Consider the following 19212-nt stretch of genomic DNA (forward strand, 5'->3'; position numbering starts at 1 on the left):
CCTGTGGCGGGGAGTTCGGTCCTCTGCGGCACGCAAAGGGGCTATATGGAGCCATGTGGCCGGATGGCAACCAGTCCGTAACCCCGAACACCTGTTGCGCTACGCGCGTTGACTCTAGGCTGCGGCACGCAGCATGCAGTACCGACACCACTGGACTGACACACAAGGGGACCGATGTCAGCGACTCCACAGAAGAACCGCGCTTCCCGGCGGGTGCTCGCCGCCGCGGCCGGTCTGGCCACCGTGGGCGCGCTCGTCGCCGCGATGCCGGCCGGGGCCCACGACCGGGGCCACGGGCACGGCGGCGGGCACGGGCACGGCCACAAGCCCCGTACCGTCGACGTGCAGTTGCTGTCGTTCAACGACCTGCACGGCAACCTGGAGCCGCCGGCCGGTTCGGCGGGGAACGTCTCGAAGACGCACCCCGACGGCACGGTCGAGTCGATCCCGGCCGGTGGCGTCGAGTACCTGGCGACCTCGCTGCGCACCGCGCGCAAGGGCAACCCGTACTCCGTCACGGCGGCCGGCGGCGACATGGTCGGCGCGAGTCCGCTGCTGTCGGGCCTCTTCCACGACGAGCCGACGATCGAGGCGCTGAACAAGCTCGACCTGGACGTCACGGCGGTCGGCAACCACGAGTTCGACGAGGGCGCCACCGAGCTGGCCCGCCTCCAGAACGGCGGCTGCCACCCGGTCGAGGGCTGCTACGAGCAGGGCAAGGAGTTCGAGGGAGCGGACTTCCCCTACCTCGCGGCCAACGTGACCGAGGAGAAGACCGGCAAGCCGCTGCTGAAGCCGTACACCGTCTGGAAGAAGAAGGGTGTCAAGATCGGCTTCATCGGAGTGACCCTGGAGGGCACCCCGAACATCGTCACCGCCAACGGCGTCAAGGGCCTGAAGTTCCACGACGAGGTCGAGACGATCAACAAGTACGCCCGCGAGCTGGACCGCAAGGGCGTCAAGTCCATCGTGGCGCTGATCCACGAGGGCGGGGCCCCGGCCTCGACCTCGTACAACTACGACTGCGACAGCCCCGGCGCGGGCGACGGCATCTCCGGCCCGATCGTCGACATCGCCAAGGGCATCACGCCGAAGGTGGACGCCCTGGTCACGGGCCACACCCACCAGGCGTACGTGTGCACGGTCCCGGACCCGTCCGGCAAGCCGCGCATGGTCACCTCGGCGTCGTCGTTCGGCAAGCTGTACACGGACACCACGCTGACCTACGACCGCCGTACCAAGGACATCGTCCGTACGTCGGTGAAGTCCGCGAACCACGTCGTGACCCGGGACCAGCCCAAGGCCCCCGACATGACCCGCCTCATCGACCGCTGGAACAAGCTCGCGGCCCCGATCGCGAACAGGCCGCAGGGCTGGATCAGCGCCGACATCAACGGCCGCGGCTCCACGGCCCCGGAGAAGCCGCTCGGCAACGTCATCGCCGACGCTCAGCTCGAAGGCCTCGCCCCGGCCGACAAGGGCGGTGCGGAAGTCGCGTTCATGAACCCGGGCGGTATCCGCGCGGACCTGGTGCACAAGGCGTCCGGCAGCGAGGGCGACGGGGTCGTCACCTACGGCGAGGCGTTCACCGTGCAGCCGTTCACCAACATGATGAACGTCGTCGACCTGACCGGCGCCCAGCTGGTCACCGCACTCCAGCAGCAGGTCAGCGGGTCCAACGAGGCCAGCCCGAAGATCCTCCAGGTCTCCAGGGGCCTCACCTACACGCTCGACCTGACGAAGAGCGGCGCGGACCGCGTGGTCGTCGGCACCATCAAGCTGAACGGCGAGGCGATCGACCCGGCGCGCACCTACCGTGTCGCGATGAACGAGTTCCTCGCGGGCGGCGGCGACGGCTTCCCGGCCCTGGGCCAGGGCACGAACAAGCTGGTCGGCGCATCCGACCTGGACCTGTTCAACGCCTACCTGGCGGCCCACTCCACGGCCACCGCACCGCTGGCCCCGCCGGCGACGGACCGGATCACGGTCATCAAGTAACTCCCCGGTGAAGGAGGGGCGGCGGGCCTGCGGGCCGGCCGCCCCTTTCTCTTGGCCTTCCTGGTGACCGTCTTGCGAAGCTGGTTGAGCAACGTACTGAGGATGAACAGCGGCCGGCGAAAGGTCCGGAGCAGGCTCCGGACCACCCGGACGGGCTGACCGGCAGAGGGCGGCGGGGGCCGCCCGGCCCGGCCGGGACCAGGGAAGGGGCGAACGCGAGGTCGGGGCGGCGTGCCTCCGGGCCCGCCGCCCGATTCCCGTCCGATCACCTCCCGGCAGCCCTTCAGTGCTATGTCGTTCGGCCATTTCGTCCTGAGAGCCGGACGCGGGAGACGGCCGCCCTGACATGCTGATGACATGGCGACACTCGAGGGAAAGCCGGTATCCGCAGACGACTTGCTGCCCCTGGCCCTGACCAATCTGGGCCACTTCACGACGTTCCGCGTCGAATCCGATGGCACGGTCCGCGGCCTTTCCCGGCACCTGGACCGCCTTGTGCGGGACTGCTCGGCCGTGTTCGGCGTGGCCCTTGACACCGGGCTCGTACGGGACTGCGTCCGCCAGGAGCTGGCAGAGTGCGAGCTGCCCCGCGTCGTGCGCGTCACCATCCACGACCCGGGCGCGGACCTGGCGAGACCGGCGAACGCGGACGAACCGCGCGTCATGGTGTCCACGCGGCGGGCCGGCGGGCCCCCGACGACGCCGCTGCGGGCCAAGAGCGTCGCGTTCGAACGAGACCTTCCCCATGTCAAGCACGTCGGGCTCTTCGGCGCCCTGCACGCCCGGCGTACGGCGCAGCTGGCCGGATACGGGGACGCGGTGTTCACCGGACACGACGGCTGCGTCACCGAAGGCGTGACCTGGAACGTGGGTTTCGTCGACCGGGACGGCGCCGTGCTGTGGCCGAGGACCGGTGCGCTGCCCGGCATCACCATGGCTCTGCTTCGGCAGTACGCCGGGAGCATCGAACACCGCGACGCCGACATCTCGTTGGAGCGTGCCGCGGGCATGGCGGCCGCCTTCGCGACGAACGCGAGCACCGGTGTCCGGCCGCTGGCCGCGATCGACGGGATCGCGTACGCCGCCGGGCACCCGGTGCTGGACCGCCTCCGTGAGAGATACCTGGCGATCCGCGGTGAGGCCCTGTAGGGCGGTGGGCCGCCCGGCCACCGGTTCACCGATTCAGGATCCTTTGCTTTCGTGATGTGCGACGGGGCCACCCTCGTGCTGCGGCCCGCTCCGCCGGTCGTCGGCGGGCCGGTCCCCCGTGCCGTCCGGCGGGCCGCCTTCCTCGGCGCGCGGTTGCCCCGGCTAGGTCGGCGGGCCTGCCCCGCCTGATATATCAGTGCAGGTCACGGGGTGAATCATCAACAAGACCATGCGAAAGCTTTACGTTTTATCACAGTCGATATAGAGTGTGATCAACTCGCCGTTCCGCGGCGGGCCGCAGGGTAATTCACCGGCAAGCGAGCAGGCATGTGCGCTAGTACCTTTTTGGCCTAAGTGTAGACACGGATGGTAGAAGGGGGCGGGTGAGGATGCAGTCTGTCCCACCGAAGAGCGACATCAGAATGTACCGTCCGCAAGTGGATCCGTCCTCGCTGGAGAGACTTCGGCAGGTACTCGAATCCGGCTGGATCGGGCTGGGTCCCGTGACAAAGCAGTTCGAACAGGAACTGGCGCACTCGGATTGGGTCGGCAAGCACCCGGTCGCCGTGAACTCCGGAACCGCGGCCCTGCATCTGGCACTGGTTGTGGCCGATGTTCCCGAAGGCAGTGCGGTCATCGTTCCCGCCAATACGTTCGTCTCGACGGCATCGGTCGCGCTTCAGCACAAGTGCCGGGTGATTCTCGCCGATATCGAACGCGCGACGGGCAACATCGACCTGGAGTCCGTCCGGGATATCCTGGACACCGAGCCGGACGTGGGTGCCGTCATCGCCGTCCATTACTCGGGTATCCCGTGTGACATAGCCGGCCTGGACGAGATATCCAGACAGTACGGCGTGCCGGTCATCGAGGACTGTGCCCACGCCATCGGTTCGGTGTGGCAGGGGCGGCCCATGAGCGAGTCTCCGCACATCCAGGCCTATTCATTCCATGCGACGAAGGCTCTCGCTCTCGGTGAGGGCGGCTGCGTCACCTTCAACGACCGAGCGTCCGCGGAGCGGGCGAAACGGTTACGCCGGCTCGGTATCGACATGAGTACCCGGTCCTGGGCGAAGCCCTACGACATCCCCGAGCTCGGATTCAAGTACAACATGGGGGACATCGCTGCGGCGGTCGGTCTCGGGCAGCTGGCGAGCCTGCCGGACAAGCTGCAAAAACGCTGGTCCATCGTGCAGCGGTACCGTGAGCGGCTGGCCGGGACGCCGGTGGAGCTGGTGTGCGAGGCCGGGGACTCCGACCGGACCGGTGGCTTCGCCGTGCCCGTCCTGGTGAAGGACCGGGAACGCGTCCGTAAGGAGCTCGACGCCGCCGGAATCGAGTCCGAGATATATTTTCGGCCGCTCGGCGCGTTTCCGCTCCACGCCACACGCGCCACCCCCGTGGCAGAACTCTTCTCGCGTGATGTCATCTGTCTTCCCGTCCACCCACTGATCAGTCTTGACGAAGTCGATTATGTCTGCGACCGATTAAGTGAATCCGTCGTATGAGCATAACGGCGACGAATGCTGCGGGAGAGCTGAAAAAGCCCCGCGTGCAGATGATCGACAGTGTCCACGAACTACGCTCGGAGTGCCTGCGCCGGAGGAAGGAACTCACGGCGCACGTCCATCCCGTCCCGCTGGACGGACTGCGGTCCTGGTCCATGACGGAGGACGGTGTCCTCGCGCACCGGACCGGCCGGTTCTTCCGGATCATCGGTGCAAGAGACCTGTCCGACCCGGATCACCCGCATGAGCAGCCTCTCATCGAGCAGTCTGAAATCGGCATGCTGTGCCTGTTCGTCACGCGCATCGACGGCGAATTCCACGGCCTGATCACGTATAAATTCGAGCCGGGCACTCCGGACGGCATCGAGGTCGCCCCCACGGTTCAGGCCACGCGCAGCAATTATGAATCGGCGCACGGCGGAACGGGGGTTCCTGCTGCGGAATTAGCCTTGTCCGAGGATGCCTGCACTCTCGCCGATGCCGTGCAGCGCGAGCAGGAATCCTGGTTCCTCGGCAAGGTCAACCGTAATCGCATCATCCTGCTCGATGCGAAAGAGGCCGAAGATATCGGCCGGACCGTTGCGCAAAGCAGTTGGGTGCCGATTCCCATTCTCTTGCAGGCGGCCCTGGAAAGCCGACTCATCAATATGGATCTGCGGTCGGTCCTGTCGATGTGGCCCCTGGAGGCCACCGCCTCCCCAGGAGAGATCGCCCCCACGGGGATCGGCCCGGCGGCCGGCTGCCGACCGGGTCCGGGGTCGATCGTCGAGCGCCTCCCCCTGACCAGCCTGTCGCAATGGCAAATGAGCGAAGGAATCGAACATCGGCAGCGGCGCTTCTTCTCCGTCGTGGGGTGCCGTGTCGAAGGGCAGGGCCGCGAGGTCGCGTCCTGGGACCAGCCCTTGTTGGCCCCGGTCGGCATGGGGCAGGTCACCCTGCTGGTCCGGGCCGGCGTCGGCGGACCGCACCTGTGGGTCGCCGAGCGCGTCCGCATCGGGTCCGTCCGCGGCCCCAGCATCGAGGCGGGCTTCCAGCGCGGTGACATCGCCGACTACACGACCGAGTCCCGACGGCGTTCGATGGCCGCGGAGTCGGCAGGGCTGGCGCGCTGCCGGGCGATCCACTCCGCCGTCCACGCCGAGGAGGGCGGGCGCTTCCGCGGCGCCCTCGTCCACTACCGGCTGGGACTTCTCACCGACACCGGCACCGACACCGACCCGGACCCCGACGACCGGGGCGACGGACCGGCCGGCCGCTGGATCGCCCTGGAGGAACTGGAAGCCCTGGAGCAGCGCGGAGACCGGCTCAGTGTCGAGCTGCGGACCTGCCTGACGATGTTGAAAGGCCTCATCGTGACCGGAACCCTCACACCATGATCGCGGCCATCGGGAACTCCGCCTACCTGACCCGGCGGACCGCCCCGCTGCTCCGGGAATTGAACGAACACGACGGCACGGACTCCCCGCTGCTCGTGGGCACCGACCATCCCGGCGGCGCGCTCCCCGTGGAGCGGGCCGGGAGGACCGTGATCACCGACCGCGACGCGGTGCTGGCCGACCGGAACGTCGACCGTGTCTACATCTCCAGCGCCACGGGACGTCACTTCGCCGACTGTCGCGCGGCGTTGGCCGCCGGGAAGCACGTGCTGGTGGAGAAGCCGGTCTGTCTGAGAGCGGCAGAGGCCGCGGAGCTGGACCGGCTGGCCCGGGCCGCGGGCCGCACGGTCTTCGAGTGCCTTTCCTACCCGTACCACCCCGCTTGGCGGGAGTTCGTCGCCCGCGTGCGGGCCATGGACCTGGCTGGGCCCGCGACCGTCTCGGCGGTGTTCCGCATTCCGGGACGGGAGGCGACGGACTTCCGTCTCCACCCCCGGCACGGCGGCGCGGCCGCTGACCTGGGCACCTACTGCGTCGACGCACTGGTGAGGCTCGGCGCGGCCGTCGAGGACCTCGCGGTCGGCGCGGTGCTGCTCCCCGACGCCGACGCCGGCACCGCGATCGCGAGCCGGCCGCTCGACGGCCGGACTTTCACCGGTTCCTGGGCGATTGGCGACACCTACCGCAACAGCGTCGTCGTCGCGGATCCCGGCCGCCGCCTGGAGTTGTTCCGGGTGTTCTCCCTGCCGCCGGACGCTCCCGGCCTCGTGGTCGAACGGCCGCTGGACGGGCGGGAGCCGACACCCGTCGTGTCCGCCGGTCCGGCCAACGCCACCCGTGCGTGCCTGGCGGACGGCATGCGCCAGGTGCGGGACACCGGAACGGCGGGACTGGTGGGAAACCAGGTCATCGCACGCCGGATCGCCGCGCTGGAGACCCTTACCACCTCCCCTCCCGCGCACGCCCGTACCTCTTGACCGTCGATCGACCCGGCCCCGCTGCGGGCCAGAAAGCGGTATGACATGGGGACGACCAGCCCTGCGAAGGATCGAATAGCCGGAATCGTCTTGGCAGGAGGCACCGGATCCCGGCTGTTTCCGGCCACCCGCGTCGTCAACAAACACCTTCTTCCGGTTTATGACAGGCCGGCGATCGCCTTCTCCCTGGACGTCATGAGGGAGTGCGGTGTCGACACGCTGGTGCTTGTCTGCAATGCGGCCGACGAAGAGGTATACCGAAGCATTCCCGCCTGGCTCGGGTATTCCGACATCGAGATCCGTACGGTGGTCCAGAATGAGCCGAACGGCATCGCGGGCGCCATTTCCTGTGCCCGGGACCACCTGGAGTCCGAGGGGTATCGGCGTATCGTCGTCGCCCTCGGGGACACGCTCTACGTCTCCAGCTCCGCCTGGGCGGGGAACATCCTCACCCAGGCCGATGAAGCCGGGTGCGGGGCCGCGGTCGCGGTCATCGAGCACCCCGATCCCAGGGACTTCGGAGTCGTGGAGAGCGCTGCGGGCGGCGCGGTCGTCCGGGTGAACGAGAAAAGCGATGTGCGCCACCGCAGTCAGGTGTGCACAGGTCTCTATTCCTTCGACGAGTCGATGTGGAAGAGGCTGGAGTCGATCGTTCCGTCGCAGCGGGGCGAACTGGAAATCACTTCCTTGCTCGAATCCTATATCGACGACGGCGGCCTGACCGCGGTGGTGGTTCCCGAAGAAGCCGGCTGGTTCGACGTCGGTACGCCGGACCGCCTGGTCGACGCCGCGGTCGCGCGTCGACGACAGCTGGTCTGAGTCCGTCACACACAGGGGAGACAAAAGTGACCACGCAGCAGGACATCAACGGAACGTCGCCCGCCGGGGCGGAGGACCTGATCATCAGGGACGCCACGGGAGGGGACCGCGCGGCCATTCGGGGGCTGCTGCACGGTTCACTCAGGAGGAACTACGACGGTGACCACGTCGCCCAGGCCGATCGCATCCTCGACGCGCACCTGGCCGGCGGCAAGGACCCCGTGGGCCACTTCTCCCGGACGCAGCACGTCTATGTGGCCGAGTCCAGCGGCGAAGTCGTCGGCGTCATGAACATCGCCGAGAAGCGTCAGGGCACGATGAAGATCAGCCCTCTCATCGTCAACCCGGACTTCCGCGGATCCAACGGAGCCGGATCGGCGCTCCTGGCGAAGTCCGTCGAAGTGGCGAAGGCACGGGGCGTCCGGCAGCTCTACGGCACGGTCGCCGAGCCGAGTTCATGGATCGAGACCTTCTACCTGAACCGTGGCTGGACCTGCGGATCACAGTCGAACAGCCAGTACCGCCCCGGCGTCGTGGAGCACGCCATCTACTACACCATCGACGAGGGCGAGCCCGCCGGGACGCCGGACCGGCTGAAGTTCGAGGAGTACACACCCTCGAAGTACGAGGAGCTCGAAGCGTTCCTGACCACCCGCATGGACGTCTTCGTGGACGGCATCGACGCCGGCTTCGTCCGTTCCCTGGTGGCGGGACACGAACGGCGGGCCTCTCGTTCCGTGGAGGCCAAGTACAAAGAGCTCTACCTCGGTTACGACTCCGACGTGCTCAGCTCCGTCATAGCGTTCGGGCCGAAGAAGGGCGGCTCGGTCAAGCTGATGCCGCTCAGCGCCGTGTCCGGGAGGGCATTGCGGGAGACGCTCAGGTTCGCCCAGTCCTGGGCTGCGGGGCGCACGCACAAGCTGTATACGCACCAGCACGTGGATCCTGCGGTGGTGACCGCCTTCCAGAGCGAGATGTGGACGCTCGAAGGGCTGCTTCCGGAGGCCTACGGGCAGGGGAAGGTAGCGGCTCAATGGGGCTGGCTCGTCGGTGAGAGCACGCATCTGGGGCGGAACTCCGACCGGCTCAAGGCATACACCGAACGGTTCCTGAGCTTTGTCCAGGACCGTGGCTGGGACCGGTTGGAGGAGGCGCGCAGCCTTGCCATGGCCGTCGGCGGCGAGGCGGGCGAGCTCCTGGCCGAGCTCCAATGGCTGAGCGAGCCTGAGGTTGTCGAACTGCTGGATTCCGACCGGGAGTTCAGGAGCAAGCTGTCGTTCGAAGCGGCCGACATCCTCAACTACTTGATTCGCTTTGCCCGTTACTGCGACTTCGATCTCATCGAGGCGGCGGACAAGAAGCTGGCGGTCAACATCGACCGGTTCCCCGTGGAGGAGGTCCACGGCCTGAAGGGGAAGCGCTACAAGGCCGGGAGTTGAGCGGGGAGCGGGCGGCCGACGGCACGAGGAAGCGGAGCCAGTGAACATTCTCTTTGTGTGCAGCGTCTACTACCCGGTGACCGGGGGCGCGCAGGATCCCATCGACCAGCTCGGGGCCGAACTGGTCGCCCGCGGACACCGCGTGGACGTTCTGACGAGACACGTTCCCGACACCACTCCGAAGGAGGAGGTGCGGAACGGGGTTCGCATCCACCGGATACCCAACGCGGTACTGCCCTCCGACTTCAGGGCGCTGACCGCCCGGTTACGGGAATTCGCCCGGGCCGTACGGAAGCCGGACGTCATCCATGTGGTCGGTCTGCGGCGGCCGCTTCCGATGATCGCCGAGCTGTTGGGCTGCTGGTGGCAGGTGCCGGTGATCCAGACGGTCGGCGGTTACGACATCCCCGACGTGGTCGACCCCGATCCACGGCTCGTCTGGCTGACCGGACGGGACTTCGTCCTGCCCGCCATGCGACGTGCCGACCTGCTCAACGCGGCCTCGGACGATCTCGCCCGGCAGACCGAGCTGCTGGTGGGCGAGAAGGCTCCGGTGCCCACGCTCTACGTGGGCATCGATCACGAGCTGTTCAGCGGGGCGGCTCCTCACCCGTACGCGACGTCCTTGGGGCCGTACGTGCTGTCCCTGAGGCGGCTCGAACCAGCGAAGTCCGTGGACCGGACGATCGAGGCGATGAGTCTGCTGAAGGACGAGATCCCGGAGCTCCGGCTGATCGTGGCGGGCGACGGCAGCATGCGCTCGGAGCTCGTCGCGTACGCCGACCGGCTCGGGCTGGCTTCCCGGGTCCACTTCATCGGGGACGTGCCGATCGAGGAGGCCGCCTCCTTGCTGAAGGGCGCGTTCGCCACCGTCGTGGCATCGAAGTCGGAGGGCGGTGGCCTGGTCAACGTCGAGGCCCAGGCGGCAGGCTGTCCGGTGATCGCCACACGGGCGGGCGGTATCGCCGAGTATCTGGGCGGTGAGTCGGGCGCGCTGTACGTGGACGCGCCGGACGGCCGGATGATCGCGGACGGCATCCGGACCCTGTGGCGCGCCCCGGACGCCCGGGAGAGGCTCGTCACCGACGCGCTCGCCCTCTCGGAGCGCTTCTCGACGCGGGTGCTGGCGGCGGAGTACACCGACGTCTACGCCGACCTGATCAAGACGTGGCACCCGCGGGGGTTCGCACCCTGGGACATGATCACCTCCGCGTTGTGGGAGGACCTCGCCGTTCCCGCCGGCAGCGCCGCCACCCTGGACCACCCGTGGCGCACGCCGCAGGCGGTCGAGGACCTGGTGCTGGCGACGGCGGACCCCGGCTTCCGTGCGCTGGGACACGGGGCCGATGCCTTCTACTACCTGGCCTGGGCGACCGGTGTGCCCCTCGACCGGCTGCGCGAGGTCTGCGCGCACGTGCTGAGGTCCACCGGCCGGCTGCCGAAGGAGACCGTCGCCGCAGGCCTGGAGCACGCGGCGGACTGGGGCCGGTTCGACAGCGAGAGCTGCCTCGGCTACATCCGGAATTAGGAGACGTATGGCGAAGAGTTCGACGCCGCAGGGCGCCTCGGTGTCCTCCCGGCGGTTCTACGACGCGTACGCAAGCGGCTACGACGCCTATCTGCGAGGCCACGACGGATACCTTCTCGCCGTCGAGAAGGCGATAGCCGAGGCATCCCGGGGCCGGCCGGACATCGCCCTGCTGGACGTGGGCACCGGCACCGGAGAACGTCTGCAACGACTGGTCGCGGAGCTCCGCCCCGACCGGGTGGTCGCGATCGACGAGAGCCCGGGAATGGTCGCCCTCGCCCAGCGGAACTGCCCCGCCGCCGACGTCCGGGCCCTGGCGCTCGGCGACCCCGGACTGCCGTCCGCGATCCCGGGGGCGTTCGACCTGGTGACCTGCCTGTCCAATGTGCTGGGCCACGTGCCCCGGGATCTGCTGGTCCCCGGGCTGCGGCAGATCAGGGGTCTGCTGAAGCCCGGCGGGGCGTTCGTGTTCGACGTGAACAACCGTTACAACGCCGTGAGTTACGGAGTGGTCAGCGTGGCGCGGAATGTGCTGAGGGACTGTGTACTGCCCCGCGGGCGGGATTTCACCGCCTCCTATCGGGCCGACGACGAGGTCCTGCGGACACGGGTCCATCTCTTCCGCGCCTCCGAAGTGGCCGTGCTCCTGCGGGAGGCGGGGTTCGCATCCGCGCGCATCGGCTTCCGGGACTACGTGACGGGCGAAGAGCGCGGCAGGTTCGGCGGCAGCATCGTAGTGAAGGCGGTCAACGTATGAGCAGCCATCTCGCCACCGGCCCGAAGGTCTTTCTCGCGGCGACCTTCGGCGCCCACGTCCGGGACGGCGTGTTCCTGCCGGCGAGGAAGGCGGAGATCCTCGGATACCACACCCGTCTCACCGAGCTGGGCGCCTCGGTGTTCAGCTCGCACCTGAACGAGGACTGGGGCGCCGCCGGGCTGCCGCCCGAGGACTGCATGCGTGACGATCTGCGCGCTCTGCACGCGGCGGACTCCCTGTGCGCGCTCCTCGGCGACCAGCCCTCGGCCGGGGTGGCCTTCGAGCTGGGGTACGCGGCATCGGTCCGGCGGCCCACCGTGCTGGTCACCTCCTCCTTCCGCTCCCAGTCCTCCATGATCCGGGGCATGGGCACCTTGCTCGAACTGGAGGTGGTCGAAGGCGATCCGAGCAGCCGGGCGGTCGTCGAGAAGGCCTGCTCGGCGGCGTTCGACCTGGGCGCGAAGTACCGAAAGTCGGACCGCTTCTGGGAGAGCCCGGAGGTCGGGCGCGCGTTGAAGTTCCGCTCCTCGGCGGTGACCGGATGAGCGTCGCGGACCGCACTCCCGGCGGGATACGGATCGGCGTCCTGGGCGTGAACTTCGGCTGGGGACCGCACGCCGCGCTGGAGACCGCCATCAGCGAGATCAGGCGGACGGTGTCCGGCGACTGCCGGATCATTGCCTTCGGCAGCGAATACGGGCGGCCTCTCCTGGACAACGTCGTCGACGAGTGGATCGAGTTCGACGGGACGGACTACGCCGCCCTGACGCGCGCCGTTGCCGCGCAGGAACTCGACGTGGCTCTCGTGACGCTGGAGGGGTTGGCCGCCCGCGCGTTCGAGGCGGCGGGGGTGCGGACGGTCTTCGTCGACCTCATGCCCTTCCTGTGGCACGGACCGGACCTCGCGGTGCCGCCGCTGGACGTCAGCCACTACCTCGCGCTGCGGCTCCCCGGGCTGTCCTCGGAGACCCTCGACTGGATGCGGGGCATCCGTAACCTGCGGTGGGTCGGCGCGGTGGTGCCGTGGCAGTCCCCGGACGTACAGCCCGTCGCCCGGAGCCACGCCGAGGGCAACCGGCGGGCGATCGTCACGCTGGGAGGGATGCTCGGCCTGAGCACGCGGGACACCACCACCTACCCTTCCCTGGTGCTGCCCGGGGCTGTGGAAGCCCTGATCGAGGCCGGTTTCGAGAGCATCCTGATCGCCGGCAACACACCCCGGCCGGATCTGGAAGCCATGGTCGCGCCGTATCGCGCACAGGCGGAGTTCCGCTTCGGCCCCCTGTCCCGCGCCGAGTACCGCACGCGGATCGCCGAGAGCGCGCTGTGCTTCAGCCAGCCGGGGCTGATGAGCCTGCTGGAGGCGAGTTCCACGGGTACGCCGTTGATCCGGCTTCCCCCGCAGAACGTGTCCGGATTCCAGCAGGCCGAGATCCACCGGATCGCGACCGGGGCGCACACAGGCCTGGACTGGCCCACCGACGTCGTCGACGAAGCTGTCGTCGCGCGGAAGGCGGGGGAGTCCGAGGCGGCGGGCAACGACTACGTCTACGCGGCGATCGCGGACGGCCTCGCCCGCCGGGCGGACGCGACGCGCCGATCTCTCCGGGACCAGCTGGAGAAGCTGATTCCGGAATGCCTGGCACTGCCCCCCGACGTCTGGACCGGCCTGGTGGAGAAGGTGGGGACGGACGGCGCGAAGGAGATCGCGGAGGTCGTGCTGGACACCGCCCGCTCCGGCGCCGAGAGCTGACGGGCGGCCGTGGTGAGGATCGCAGTCGTCTTCGGCGCCCGGGGATTCATCGGCAGTCAGGTGAGCGCTGCTCTGGCCTCGGCCGGCTGGCGATGCGCCGGAGTGGACCGGTACGGGCGCGCGACGGGCGGGTTCGGAGAGGTCGAAGGCACCTACTACGACGGGCACGACTGGTCGTCCGTCGCGCTCGGACGCTTCCTGCGGCGCTGCGGCCCCGCCGTGGTCGTCAACGCCGTGGGGGCCTCCTGGTCCGTGGACCCCGCGGTGGTGCGCCGGGACAACGTCGTCTGGCCGGCCCGGCTCGCGGAAGCGTGCGAGGCGGCGGGGACGCCCGTGTCGATCGTGCATCTGGGGTCCTCGCACGAGTACGGCGACACCGTCCCGGGCGGTTCGGTCGGCGAGCGGAGCGTCCTGGCCCCCGTGACGGAGTACGGCAGGTCGAAGGTCGAGGGGGCTTCCCATCTGGTCCGCGCGGCCTTTCGCACGGGCCGGCCGCTGACGCTCGTCCGCGCCTTCAATGTGATCGGCCCGGGCCATGGGGCGCAGGGCATCTGGGCCACGGCGGTGGGGCTCTACCGGGCCGCGGCGGAGACGGCCGCACCGCGTGTGGTGGCCGAGGTCCCGTTGCCGGAGACCGCGCGGGACCTGATCGACGTGCGGGACGTGGCGGCGCTGGTGCGTCTGGCCGCGGAACGCCCGGGCTCGGCCGTGGACGTCTACAACGCGGCGTCCGGCACCGGGACGACGATCGAATGTCTCTTCAACGCCTTCACGAAACACACCGGGATACCCCACCGGTTCAGGCGGAACGCCGTCGGACTGCGCACGGGACCGACGTGGCAGCGTGCGGACATCGCACGGGCCCGGGCACAGCTCGGCTGGACCCGGCGGTTCACCCTGGCCGACTCCATCGCCGCGGCAGTCGCCCCCGAAGAAGGGGCGCGGGACGCGGCGGCACGGCCCGCACTCAGCTGACGCGGCCGAACGACGCCCTATCCATGGAAGCGGGGAGAGCCATGAACAGCGACACCTTCACCCTGGCCCAGCGGCTCGCGGAGAAAGGCGGGTGGACGGACACGACCGCCGTCATCGACGAAGCGACGGGGGAGACCTACCGGCACCGTGACGTGCACGCCGGAGCGCGAGCGCTCGCCGACGACTTCTCCCGGCACGGGATCGGCGCGGGCGACCACGTCGGCCTCCTGGTGGGCGACCGGCCCGCATGGATGCCCGCCTTCCTCGCTCTGCAGGCCATCGGAGCCGTTCCGCTGGTCGTGAACCCGGATCTGGACGAGCGGTCCCGGTCCCGGATGCTGGGAATCCTGCCGACCCGACACGTGGTCTCCTGCCGGGGCGGCGAGCCGGTCGTGGAGAGGCGCGATCTGCCGGAGACGGCCGTCCCCGACGGAACTCCGGCAGATTCCGGAGCCTCGCGCTACTACCTCTTCAGCTCCGGAACGACCGGACATCCCAAGGCGGTCGCCCATGCGAGCACCGATCTGCCCTTCTTCCACGACGCTGTCTGCGGCGCGGACGGGCTGGACCTGCGGGCCACGGACACCATCGTGTCGCTGTCCCAGTACTACTTCACCTACGGGTTCAACAACCAGTTCGTCTACCCGCTCTTCAGCGGAGCGTCGGTGGTGCTGAGCCGGGAACGCAGGAACGAGCGGACGTTCACCGACGCCCTGCACCGGTACGGCGCGACCGTGGCCTTCTCCGTGCCCTCGGCGCTGGCCAGGCTGGCCGATCACATCGAGCGCTCGGCCGTCGACGCTCCGGAAGGCCTGCGAGCGGTCGTCTCCGCGGGCGAGCCGCTGCCCGACGCCGTGGCCGCGCGGATCGAGGACCGGTGGCAGGTCCCGGTGCTGAACCAGATCGGCTCCACGGAGGTCGGCAACGCCTTCTGCGCGAACGGTGTGGGGCGGCGGGCCGCGGGCACGGCCGGCCCGGTCTGCCCCGGGTACGACGTCGAACTGCGCGACGACCCCGAACGCCCGCTGCCGGCCGTGGGGTCGGAGCACAAGATCGGCGCGGTCTGGGTGTCCGGTCCCACCATTCCGGCCACCGCCGTCACCGCGAGCGGGCCGGAACCGCTGCTGTCCGACGGCTGGCTGGAGACCAAGGACTACGGGTACTGGGCCGACAACGGCGGTCTCGTGGTGGTCGGCCGCACGGACGACTTCCTGCACGTCGGCGGCATCTCCATCTCGGCGGTGGAGATCGAGTCGGCCATCCGCGACAGTGTCGGCGTCCAGGACTGCGCGGTGCTCGCACCCCTCGTCGACGGGGTCTCCACCCTGACCGCGCTCGTGGTGCTCGCTTCCCCGGCCGGCGGTGCGGACGACTGGCCCGCCACGCTCCGGGAGCGGCTCCGCCGGGACCTCGACCCCTTCCGCGTACCGAGGCGGTGGACGCCGGTTCCGGAGATCCCCAGAACGGCCAGCGGAAAGATCATGAGGCACAAGCTGCCCGCGCTGCTCGGCGGCGAGACACCTGGAAGGGACCGATGACGCGCATTCTTCTCGTCGACAACCACGACTCCTTCACGTACAACATCTGGATGTACCTGAGCGAGGTACCGAGCGTCGAATGCGTCGTCGTGAAGAACGACGACCCGCTCTCCCCGGAGGACCTGGAGACGTTCGACGGCGTCGTGATCTCGCCCGGCCCCGGCAGCCCCGACGTACCGGGCGATGTGGGTATCTCTCGCATGGTGGTGACGTCGGTGGACAAGCCGATCCTCGGCGTCTGCCTCGGCCATCAGTTGATCGGCAGTGTCTACGGGGCGAAGGTCGGCCCCGCGCCCCGGATCATGCACGGGAGGACCTCTCGGGTGCACCACAACGGCGACCGCCTGTTCCGCGGGATGGACGAGGTGTTCACCGCCGTGCGGTACCACTCGCTGGCCCTCTCGGGTGTCGAGGCGCCACTGGAGGTCGTCGCGGAGGACGAGGACGGCGTCCCGATGGCGATCCGGCACAGCGACCGGCCGGTGTGGGGTGTGCAGTTCCACCCGGAGTCGATCCTCAGCGACGACGGAAGAGTGCTGCTGCGCAACTTCGTCGAGATCGTCAGGGGCGACGAAAGGCCTCAGGACGAAGTTCCGGGCACGAGCGACGCCATCGACTGCGCCTGGGTGCGCCTGGACGGTGAGGTCGACGGGCGGGCCCTGTTCGACGCGTTCTGCGACTCGTCGGCGGAGACCTTCTGGCTGGACAGCTCCGACACGGACCAGGGGCGGTTCTCCGTCCTCGGCGGCTTCCTCGGCGCGACCACCACGACCGTCAGCTACCGCGTGGCCGAGGGCCGCACCACGGTGACGGGCCACGACGGCGCGGTACGGCACGTCGACGCCGACATCTTCACCTTCCTCAAGGACCAACAGCGCGTCGTGCGGATGGCCGGGGAAGACCTGCTGCCCTTCGAGTTCCGGCCCGGCTTCGTCGGCTACTTCGGGTACGAGCTGCGGGCGGTCACCGAGGGGATGACCGTCTCCCGGCACTCGCGGCTGCCCGATGCCCGGTTCCTGCTCACCGACCGCTATGTGGTCGTCGACCACCGGGACGACCAGGTGTATCTGCTGTTCGCGTCCGGCCCCGGGCTGGGGACACCGGCGCAGGGGAAGGCGTGGTTGGAGAGTGCTGCTCGCACGGTCGAGGACGTGCGGTCGGCGCCGCCCCGGGACCACGGGGCACTGCCTGCCGCGAGATCGGGGCATGTCTCCTTCCGGGACGGCAAGACGGCCTATCTGTCGAAGATCCTCAAGTGTCAGGACTACCTGACCAGCGGTGAGTCCTACGAGCTCTGTCTGACCAACACCGCGCGGATAGCCGGCGAGTTCGACGACTCGGCGACCTACGACCGGCTCCGGTCCGCCAGCCCGGTGCCCTACGGCGCGTTCTTGCGGAACCCCGAGTTCTCCGTCCTGTCCGCCTCACCCGAGCGGTTCATGACCATCTCGGGGGACCGGCGCGTACTGGTGAGCCCGATCAAGGGAACCAGGCGGCGTGGTGCCACCGAGGCCGAGGACACGGCGCTGAGGCGTGAACTCGCGGCTGATGAGAAGGAACTCGCCGAGAATCTCATGATCGTCGACTTGATGCGGAACGACCTCAGCCGGGTTTCCGAGATCGGGTCCGTACGGCCCGTCGAACTGTTCGGCGTACATGCCTTCTCCACGGTCCACCAGATGGTGAGCACGATCGAGTCGAAGCTGCGGGAGGAGGTGGCCGCCGTGGACTGCATCCGCAGGGCGTTTCCGCCGGGGTCCATGACCGGTGCGCCGAAGCTGCGCAGCATGGAGATCCTGGCGGCGCTGGAGGAGGAGCCCCGAGGCGTCTACTCGGGAGTGCTGGGCTGGGTCTCCCTGGACGGCCGTGCCGACCTGAGCGTGGTGATCAGGACGCTGGTCGTGGAGAGGAACGCCGCGACGTTCGGAGTCGGCGGCGCGATCACCCTGCTGTCGGATCCGGAGGCGGAGTACGCCGAGACGCTGGTGAAGGCGGCCGCTCCGAAGTCGGCGTTCGACGGCCTGGACTGACGGAACGCCCGAGCCATTCACCGTTGACCGATCAGGAGGCCAGTATGTCCGCCGGAAACGACAAAGCGCAGATTCTGGAGCTCACCCGGAAGTACGACCGGAGTGCCGTCACCGAGGAGTTCGTTCCCGGCGTCACGCCCATCTGGCCGTCCGGGGCCGCCCTCGACGAGAGCGACCGGGTGGCTCTCGTGGCCGCCGCGCTGGACCTGCGGATCGCCGCGGGGGACGCCGCCCGCAAGTTCGAGCGCGGTCTGACGAAGTTCTTCGGGCTGCGCAAGGCCCATCTGACGAACTCCGGGTCGTCCGCCAATCTGCTGGCCGTGTCGGCCCTGTGCTCGCCACAACTCGGCGACCGGCGGCTACGCCCGGGTGACGAGGTCATCACCGTCGCGGCGGGCTTCCCCACCACGGTGAATCCGATCATCCAGAACGGGCTGATCCCCGTCTTCGTCGACGTCGAACTGGGCACCTACAACACCACAGTGGACCGGGTGGCCGCCGCTATCTCACCGCGTACCCGGGCGATCGCGATCGCCCATACGCTGGGCAATCCCTACCCGGTCGCGGAGATCGCCCAACTGGCCGAGGACCACGGTCTGTTCCTGGTCGAGGACAACTGCGATGCCGTCGGATCGACGTATCAGGGGCAGCTCACCGGCACCTTCGGGCACTTCGCCACCGTCAGCTTCTACCCGGCCCACCACATCACCACGGGCGAGGGCGGATGCGTACTGACCAGCGATCTCAGGCTGGCCCGGCTCGTGGAGCAACTGCGCGACTGGGGCCGGGACTGCTGGTGCGAGCCGGGACAGGACAATACCTGCTTCAAGCGCTTCGGATACCAGCTCGGAACCCTTCCGGAGGGGTACGACCACAAATACATCTTCTCCGAGATCGGCTACAACCTGAAGACGACCGATCTGCAGGCCGCGCTCGGTCTGAGCCAACTCGAGAAGCTGCCGGAATTCGGTGAGAGCCGGCGCCGGAACTGGAACCGGCTGAGGGGGTCCCTGGACGGGCTCCCCGGACTGCTGCTGCCGGAGCCGACCCCCGGGAGCGACCCCAGCTGGTTCGGGTTCGTCCTGACCGTGCTGCCCGACGCGCCCTTCAGCAGAGGGGAGTTGGTGGCCTTCCTGGAGGGGCGCAAGATCGGTACCCGTCGGCTCTTCGGCGGGAATCTCACCCGCCATCCCGCGTACATCGGGCGCGACTTCCGGATATCCGGCGATCTGGGGAACGCCGACATCATCACCGAGAACACCTTTTGGGTGGGCGTCTATCCCGGCCTGAGCCTGGAAAAGATCGACTACGTTGCGGAGAGCGTCCGGGAGTTCGTGCTGGATGGCGCCCGCAGCGACGGCTGAA

At 68.9% G+C, this 19212-nt stretch carries 15 protein-coding genes; all 15 read left to right on the forward strand.

From position 1 onward, the window contains the following. Positions 1-174 precede the first annotated feature (174 nt). The 15 genes from IE145_RS09710 to rfbH all read left to right on the forward strand — a co-directional run bounded on the left by IE145_RS09710 (position 175) and on the right by rfbH (position 19211). Positions 175-1998 (forward strand): bifunctional metallophosphatase/5'-nucleotidase, encoded by a 1824-nt coding sequence (locus IE145_RS09710; protein ID WP_189520516.1) that lies wholly within the window; start codon positions 175-177, stop codon positions 1996-1998. Between the two features lie 357 nt (positions 1999-2355). Beyond that, complete coding sequence (locus tag IE145_RS09715) at positions 2356-3147, forward strand: aminotransferase class IV (RefSeq protein ID WP_189520517.1); 792 nt, start codon at positions 2356-2358, stop codon at positions 3145-3147. Positions 3148-3584: 437 nt separating this feature from the next. Continuing rightward, on the forward strand, positions 3585-4655 hold the full coding sequence (locus IE145_RS09720) for a DegT/DnrJ/EryC1/StrS family aminotransferase (protein ID WP_189520518.1): 1071 nt from the start codon (positions 3585-3587) through the stop codon (positions 4653-4655). 50 nt (positions 4656-4705) lie between these two features. Then, entirely contained in the window at positions 4706-6031 is a 1326-nt protein-coding gene (locus IE145_RS09725; RefSeq protein WP_229825487.1) for an NDP-hexose 2,3-dehydratase family protein, read from the forward strand. Then, entirely contained in the window at positions 6028-7008 is a 981-nt protein-coding gene (locus tag IE145_RS09730; RefSeq protein WP_189520520.1) for a Gfo/Idh/MocA family protein, read from the forward strand. The genes IE145_RS09725 and IE145_RS09730 overlap by 4 nt, the downstream gene beginning before the upstream one ends. A 45-nt stretch (positions 7009-7053) precedes the next feature. Beyond that, entirely contained in the window at positions 7054-7827 is a 774-nt protein-coding gene (locus IE145_RS09735; RefSeq protein WP_189520521.1) for a sugar phosphate nucleotidyltransferase, read from the forward strand. Between the two features lie 26 nt (positions 7828-7853). After that, entirely contained in the window at positions 7854-9266 is a 1413-nt protein-coding gene (locus IE145_RS09740; protein ID WP_189520522.1) for a GNAT family N-acetyltransferase, read from the forward strand. A gap of 40 nt (positions 9267-9306) precedes the next feature. Beyond that, positions 9307-10794 (forward strand): glycosyltransferase family 4 protein, encoded by a 1488-nt coding sequence (locus IE145_RS09745; protein ID WP_189520523.1) that lies wholly within the window; start codon positions 9307-9309, stop codon positions 10792-10794. Between the two features lie 7 nt (positions 10795-10801). Next, a complete protein-coding gene (locus tag IE145_RS09750) occupies positions 10802-11551 on the forward strand; it encodes a class I SAM-dependent DNA methyltransferase (RefSeq protein WP_189520524.1) in 750 nt (249 codons plus the stop codon). Next, positions 11548-12096, forward strand: a complete 549-nt coding sequence (locus tag IE145_RS09755) for a nucleoside 2-deoxyribosyltransferase (protein WP_189520525.1) — start codon at positions 11548-11550, stop codon at positions 12094-12096. The genes IE145_RS09750 and IE145_RS09755 overlap by 4 nt, the downstream gene beginning before the upstream one ends. Beyond that, positions 12093-13304, forward strand: a complete 1212-nt coding sequence (locus IE145_RS09760) for a hypothetical protein (RefSeq protein ID WP_189520526.1) — start codon at positions 12093-12095, stop codon at positions 13302-13304. The genes IE145_RS09755 and IE145_RS09760 overlap by 4 nt, the downstream gene beginning before the upstream one ends. A 9-nt stretch (positions 13305-13313) precedes the next feature. Next, positions 13314-14279, forward strand: coding sequence for an NAD-dependent epimerase/dehydratase family protein (locus IE145_RS09765; RefSeq protein WP_189520527.1), 966 nt, complete (start codon positions 13314-13316; stop codon positions 14277-14279). Positions 14280-14320: 41 nt separating this feature from the next. Beyond that, on the forward strand, positions 14321-15817 hold the full coding sequence (locus IE145_RS09770; RefSeq protein ID WP_189520528.1) for a class I adenylate-forming enzyme family protein: 1497 nt from the start codon (positions 14321-14323) through the stop codon (positions 15815-15817). Beyond that, positions 15814-17847 carry an aminodeoxychorismate synthase component I gene (gene pabB, locus IE145_RS09775; protein ID WP_189520529.1) on the forward strand — a complete coding sequence of 678 codons (2034 nt, stop codon included), beginning with the start codon at positions 15814-15816 and terminating at the stop codon, positions 17845-17847. The genes IE145_RS09770 and pabB overlap by 4 nt, the downstream gene beginning before the upstream one ends. 44 nt (positions 17848-17891) lie before the next feature. After that, a complete protein-coding gene (gene rfbH / locus IE145_RS09780) occupies positions 17892-19211 on the forward strand; it encodes a lipopolysaccharide biosynthesis protein RfbH (protein WP_189520530.1) in 1320 nt (439 codons plus the stop codon). Position 19212 lies beyond the last annotated feature (1 nt).

The organism is Streptomyces sindenensis (assembly GCF_014649035.1).
GTDB classification, from domain to species: Bacteria; Actinomycetota; Actinomycetes; order Streptomycetales; family Streptomycetaceae; genus Streptomyces; species Streptomyces sindenensis.

What these genes read in the sequence shown, in the direction of transcription:
- IE145_RS09760 (WP_189520526.1), top strand. Translation starts at nt 12,093, where the DNA reads ATGAGCGTCGCGGACCGCACTCCCGGCGGGATACGGATCGGCGTCCTG.
- IE145_RS09730 (WP_189520520.1), top strand. Translation starts at nt 6,028, where the DNA reads ATGATCGCGGCCATCGGGAACTCCGCCTACCTGACCCGGCGGACCGCC.
- IE145_RS09715 (WP_189520517.1), top strand. Translation starts at nt 2,356, where the DNA reads ATGGCGACACTCGAGGGAAAGCCGGTATCCGCAGACGACTTGCTGCCC.
- IE145_RS09770 (WP_189520528.1), top strand. Translation starts at nt 14,321, where the DNA reads ATGAACAGCGACACCTTCACCCTGGCCCAGCGGCTCGCGGAGAAAGGC.
- IE145_RS09735 (WP_189520521.1), top strand. Translation starts at nt 7,054, where the DNA reads ATGGGGACGACCAGCCCTGCGAAGGATCGAATAGCCGGAATCGTCTTG.
- IE145_RS09755 (WP_189520525.1), top strand. Translation starts at nt 11,548, where the DNA reads ATGAGCAGCCATCTCGCCACCGGCCCGAAGGTCTTTCTCGCGGCGACC.
- pabB (WP_189520529.1), top strand. Translation starts at nt 15,814, where the DNA reads ATGACGCGCATTCTTCTCGTCGACAACCACGACTCCTTCACGTACAAC.
- IE145_RS09710 (WP_189520516.1), top strand. Translation starts at nt 175, where the DNA reads ATGTCAGCGACTCCACAGAAGAACCGCGCTTCCCGGCGGGTGCTCGCC.
- IE145_RS09750 (WP_189520524.1), top strand. Translation starts at nt 10,802, where the DNA reads ATGGCGAAGAGTTCGACGCCGCAGGGCGCCTCGGTGTCCTCCCGGCGG.
- rfbH (WP_189520530.1), top strand. Translation starts at nt 17,892, where the DNA reads ATGTCCGCCGGAAACGACAAAGCGCAGATTCTGGAGCTCACCCGGAAG.
- IE145_RS09725 (WP_229825487.1), top strand. Translation starts at nt 4,706, where the DNA reads ATGATCGACAGTGTCCACGAACTACGCTCGGAGTGCCTGCGCCGGAGG.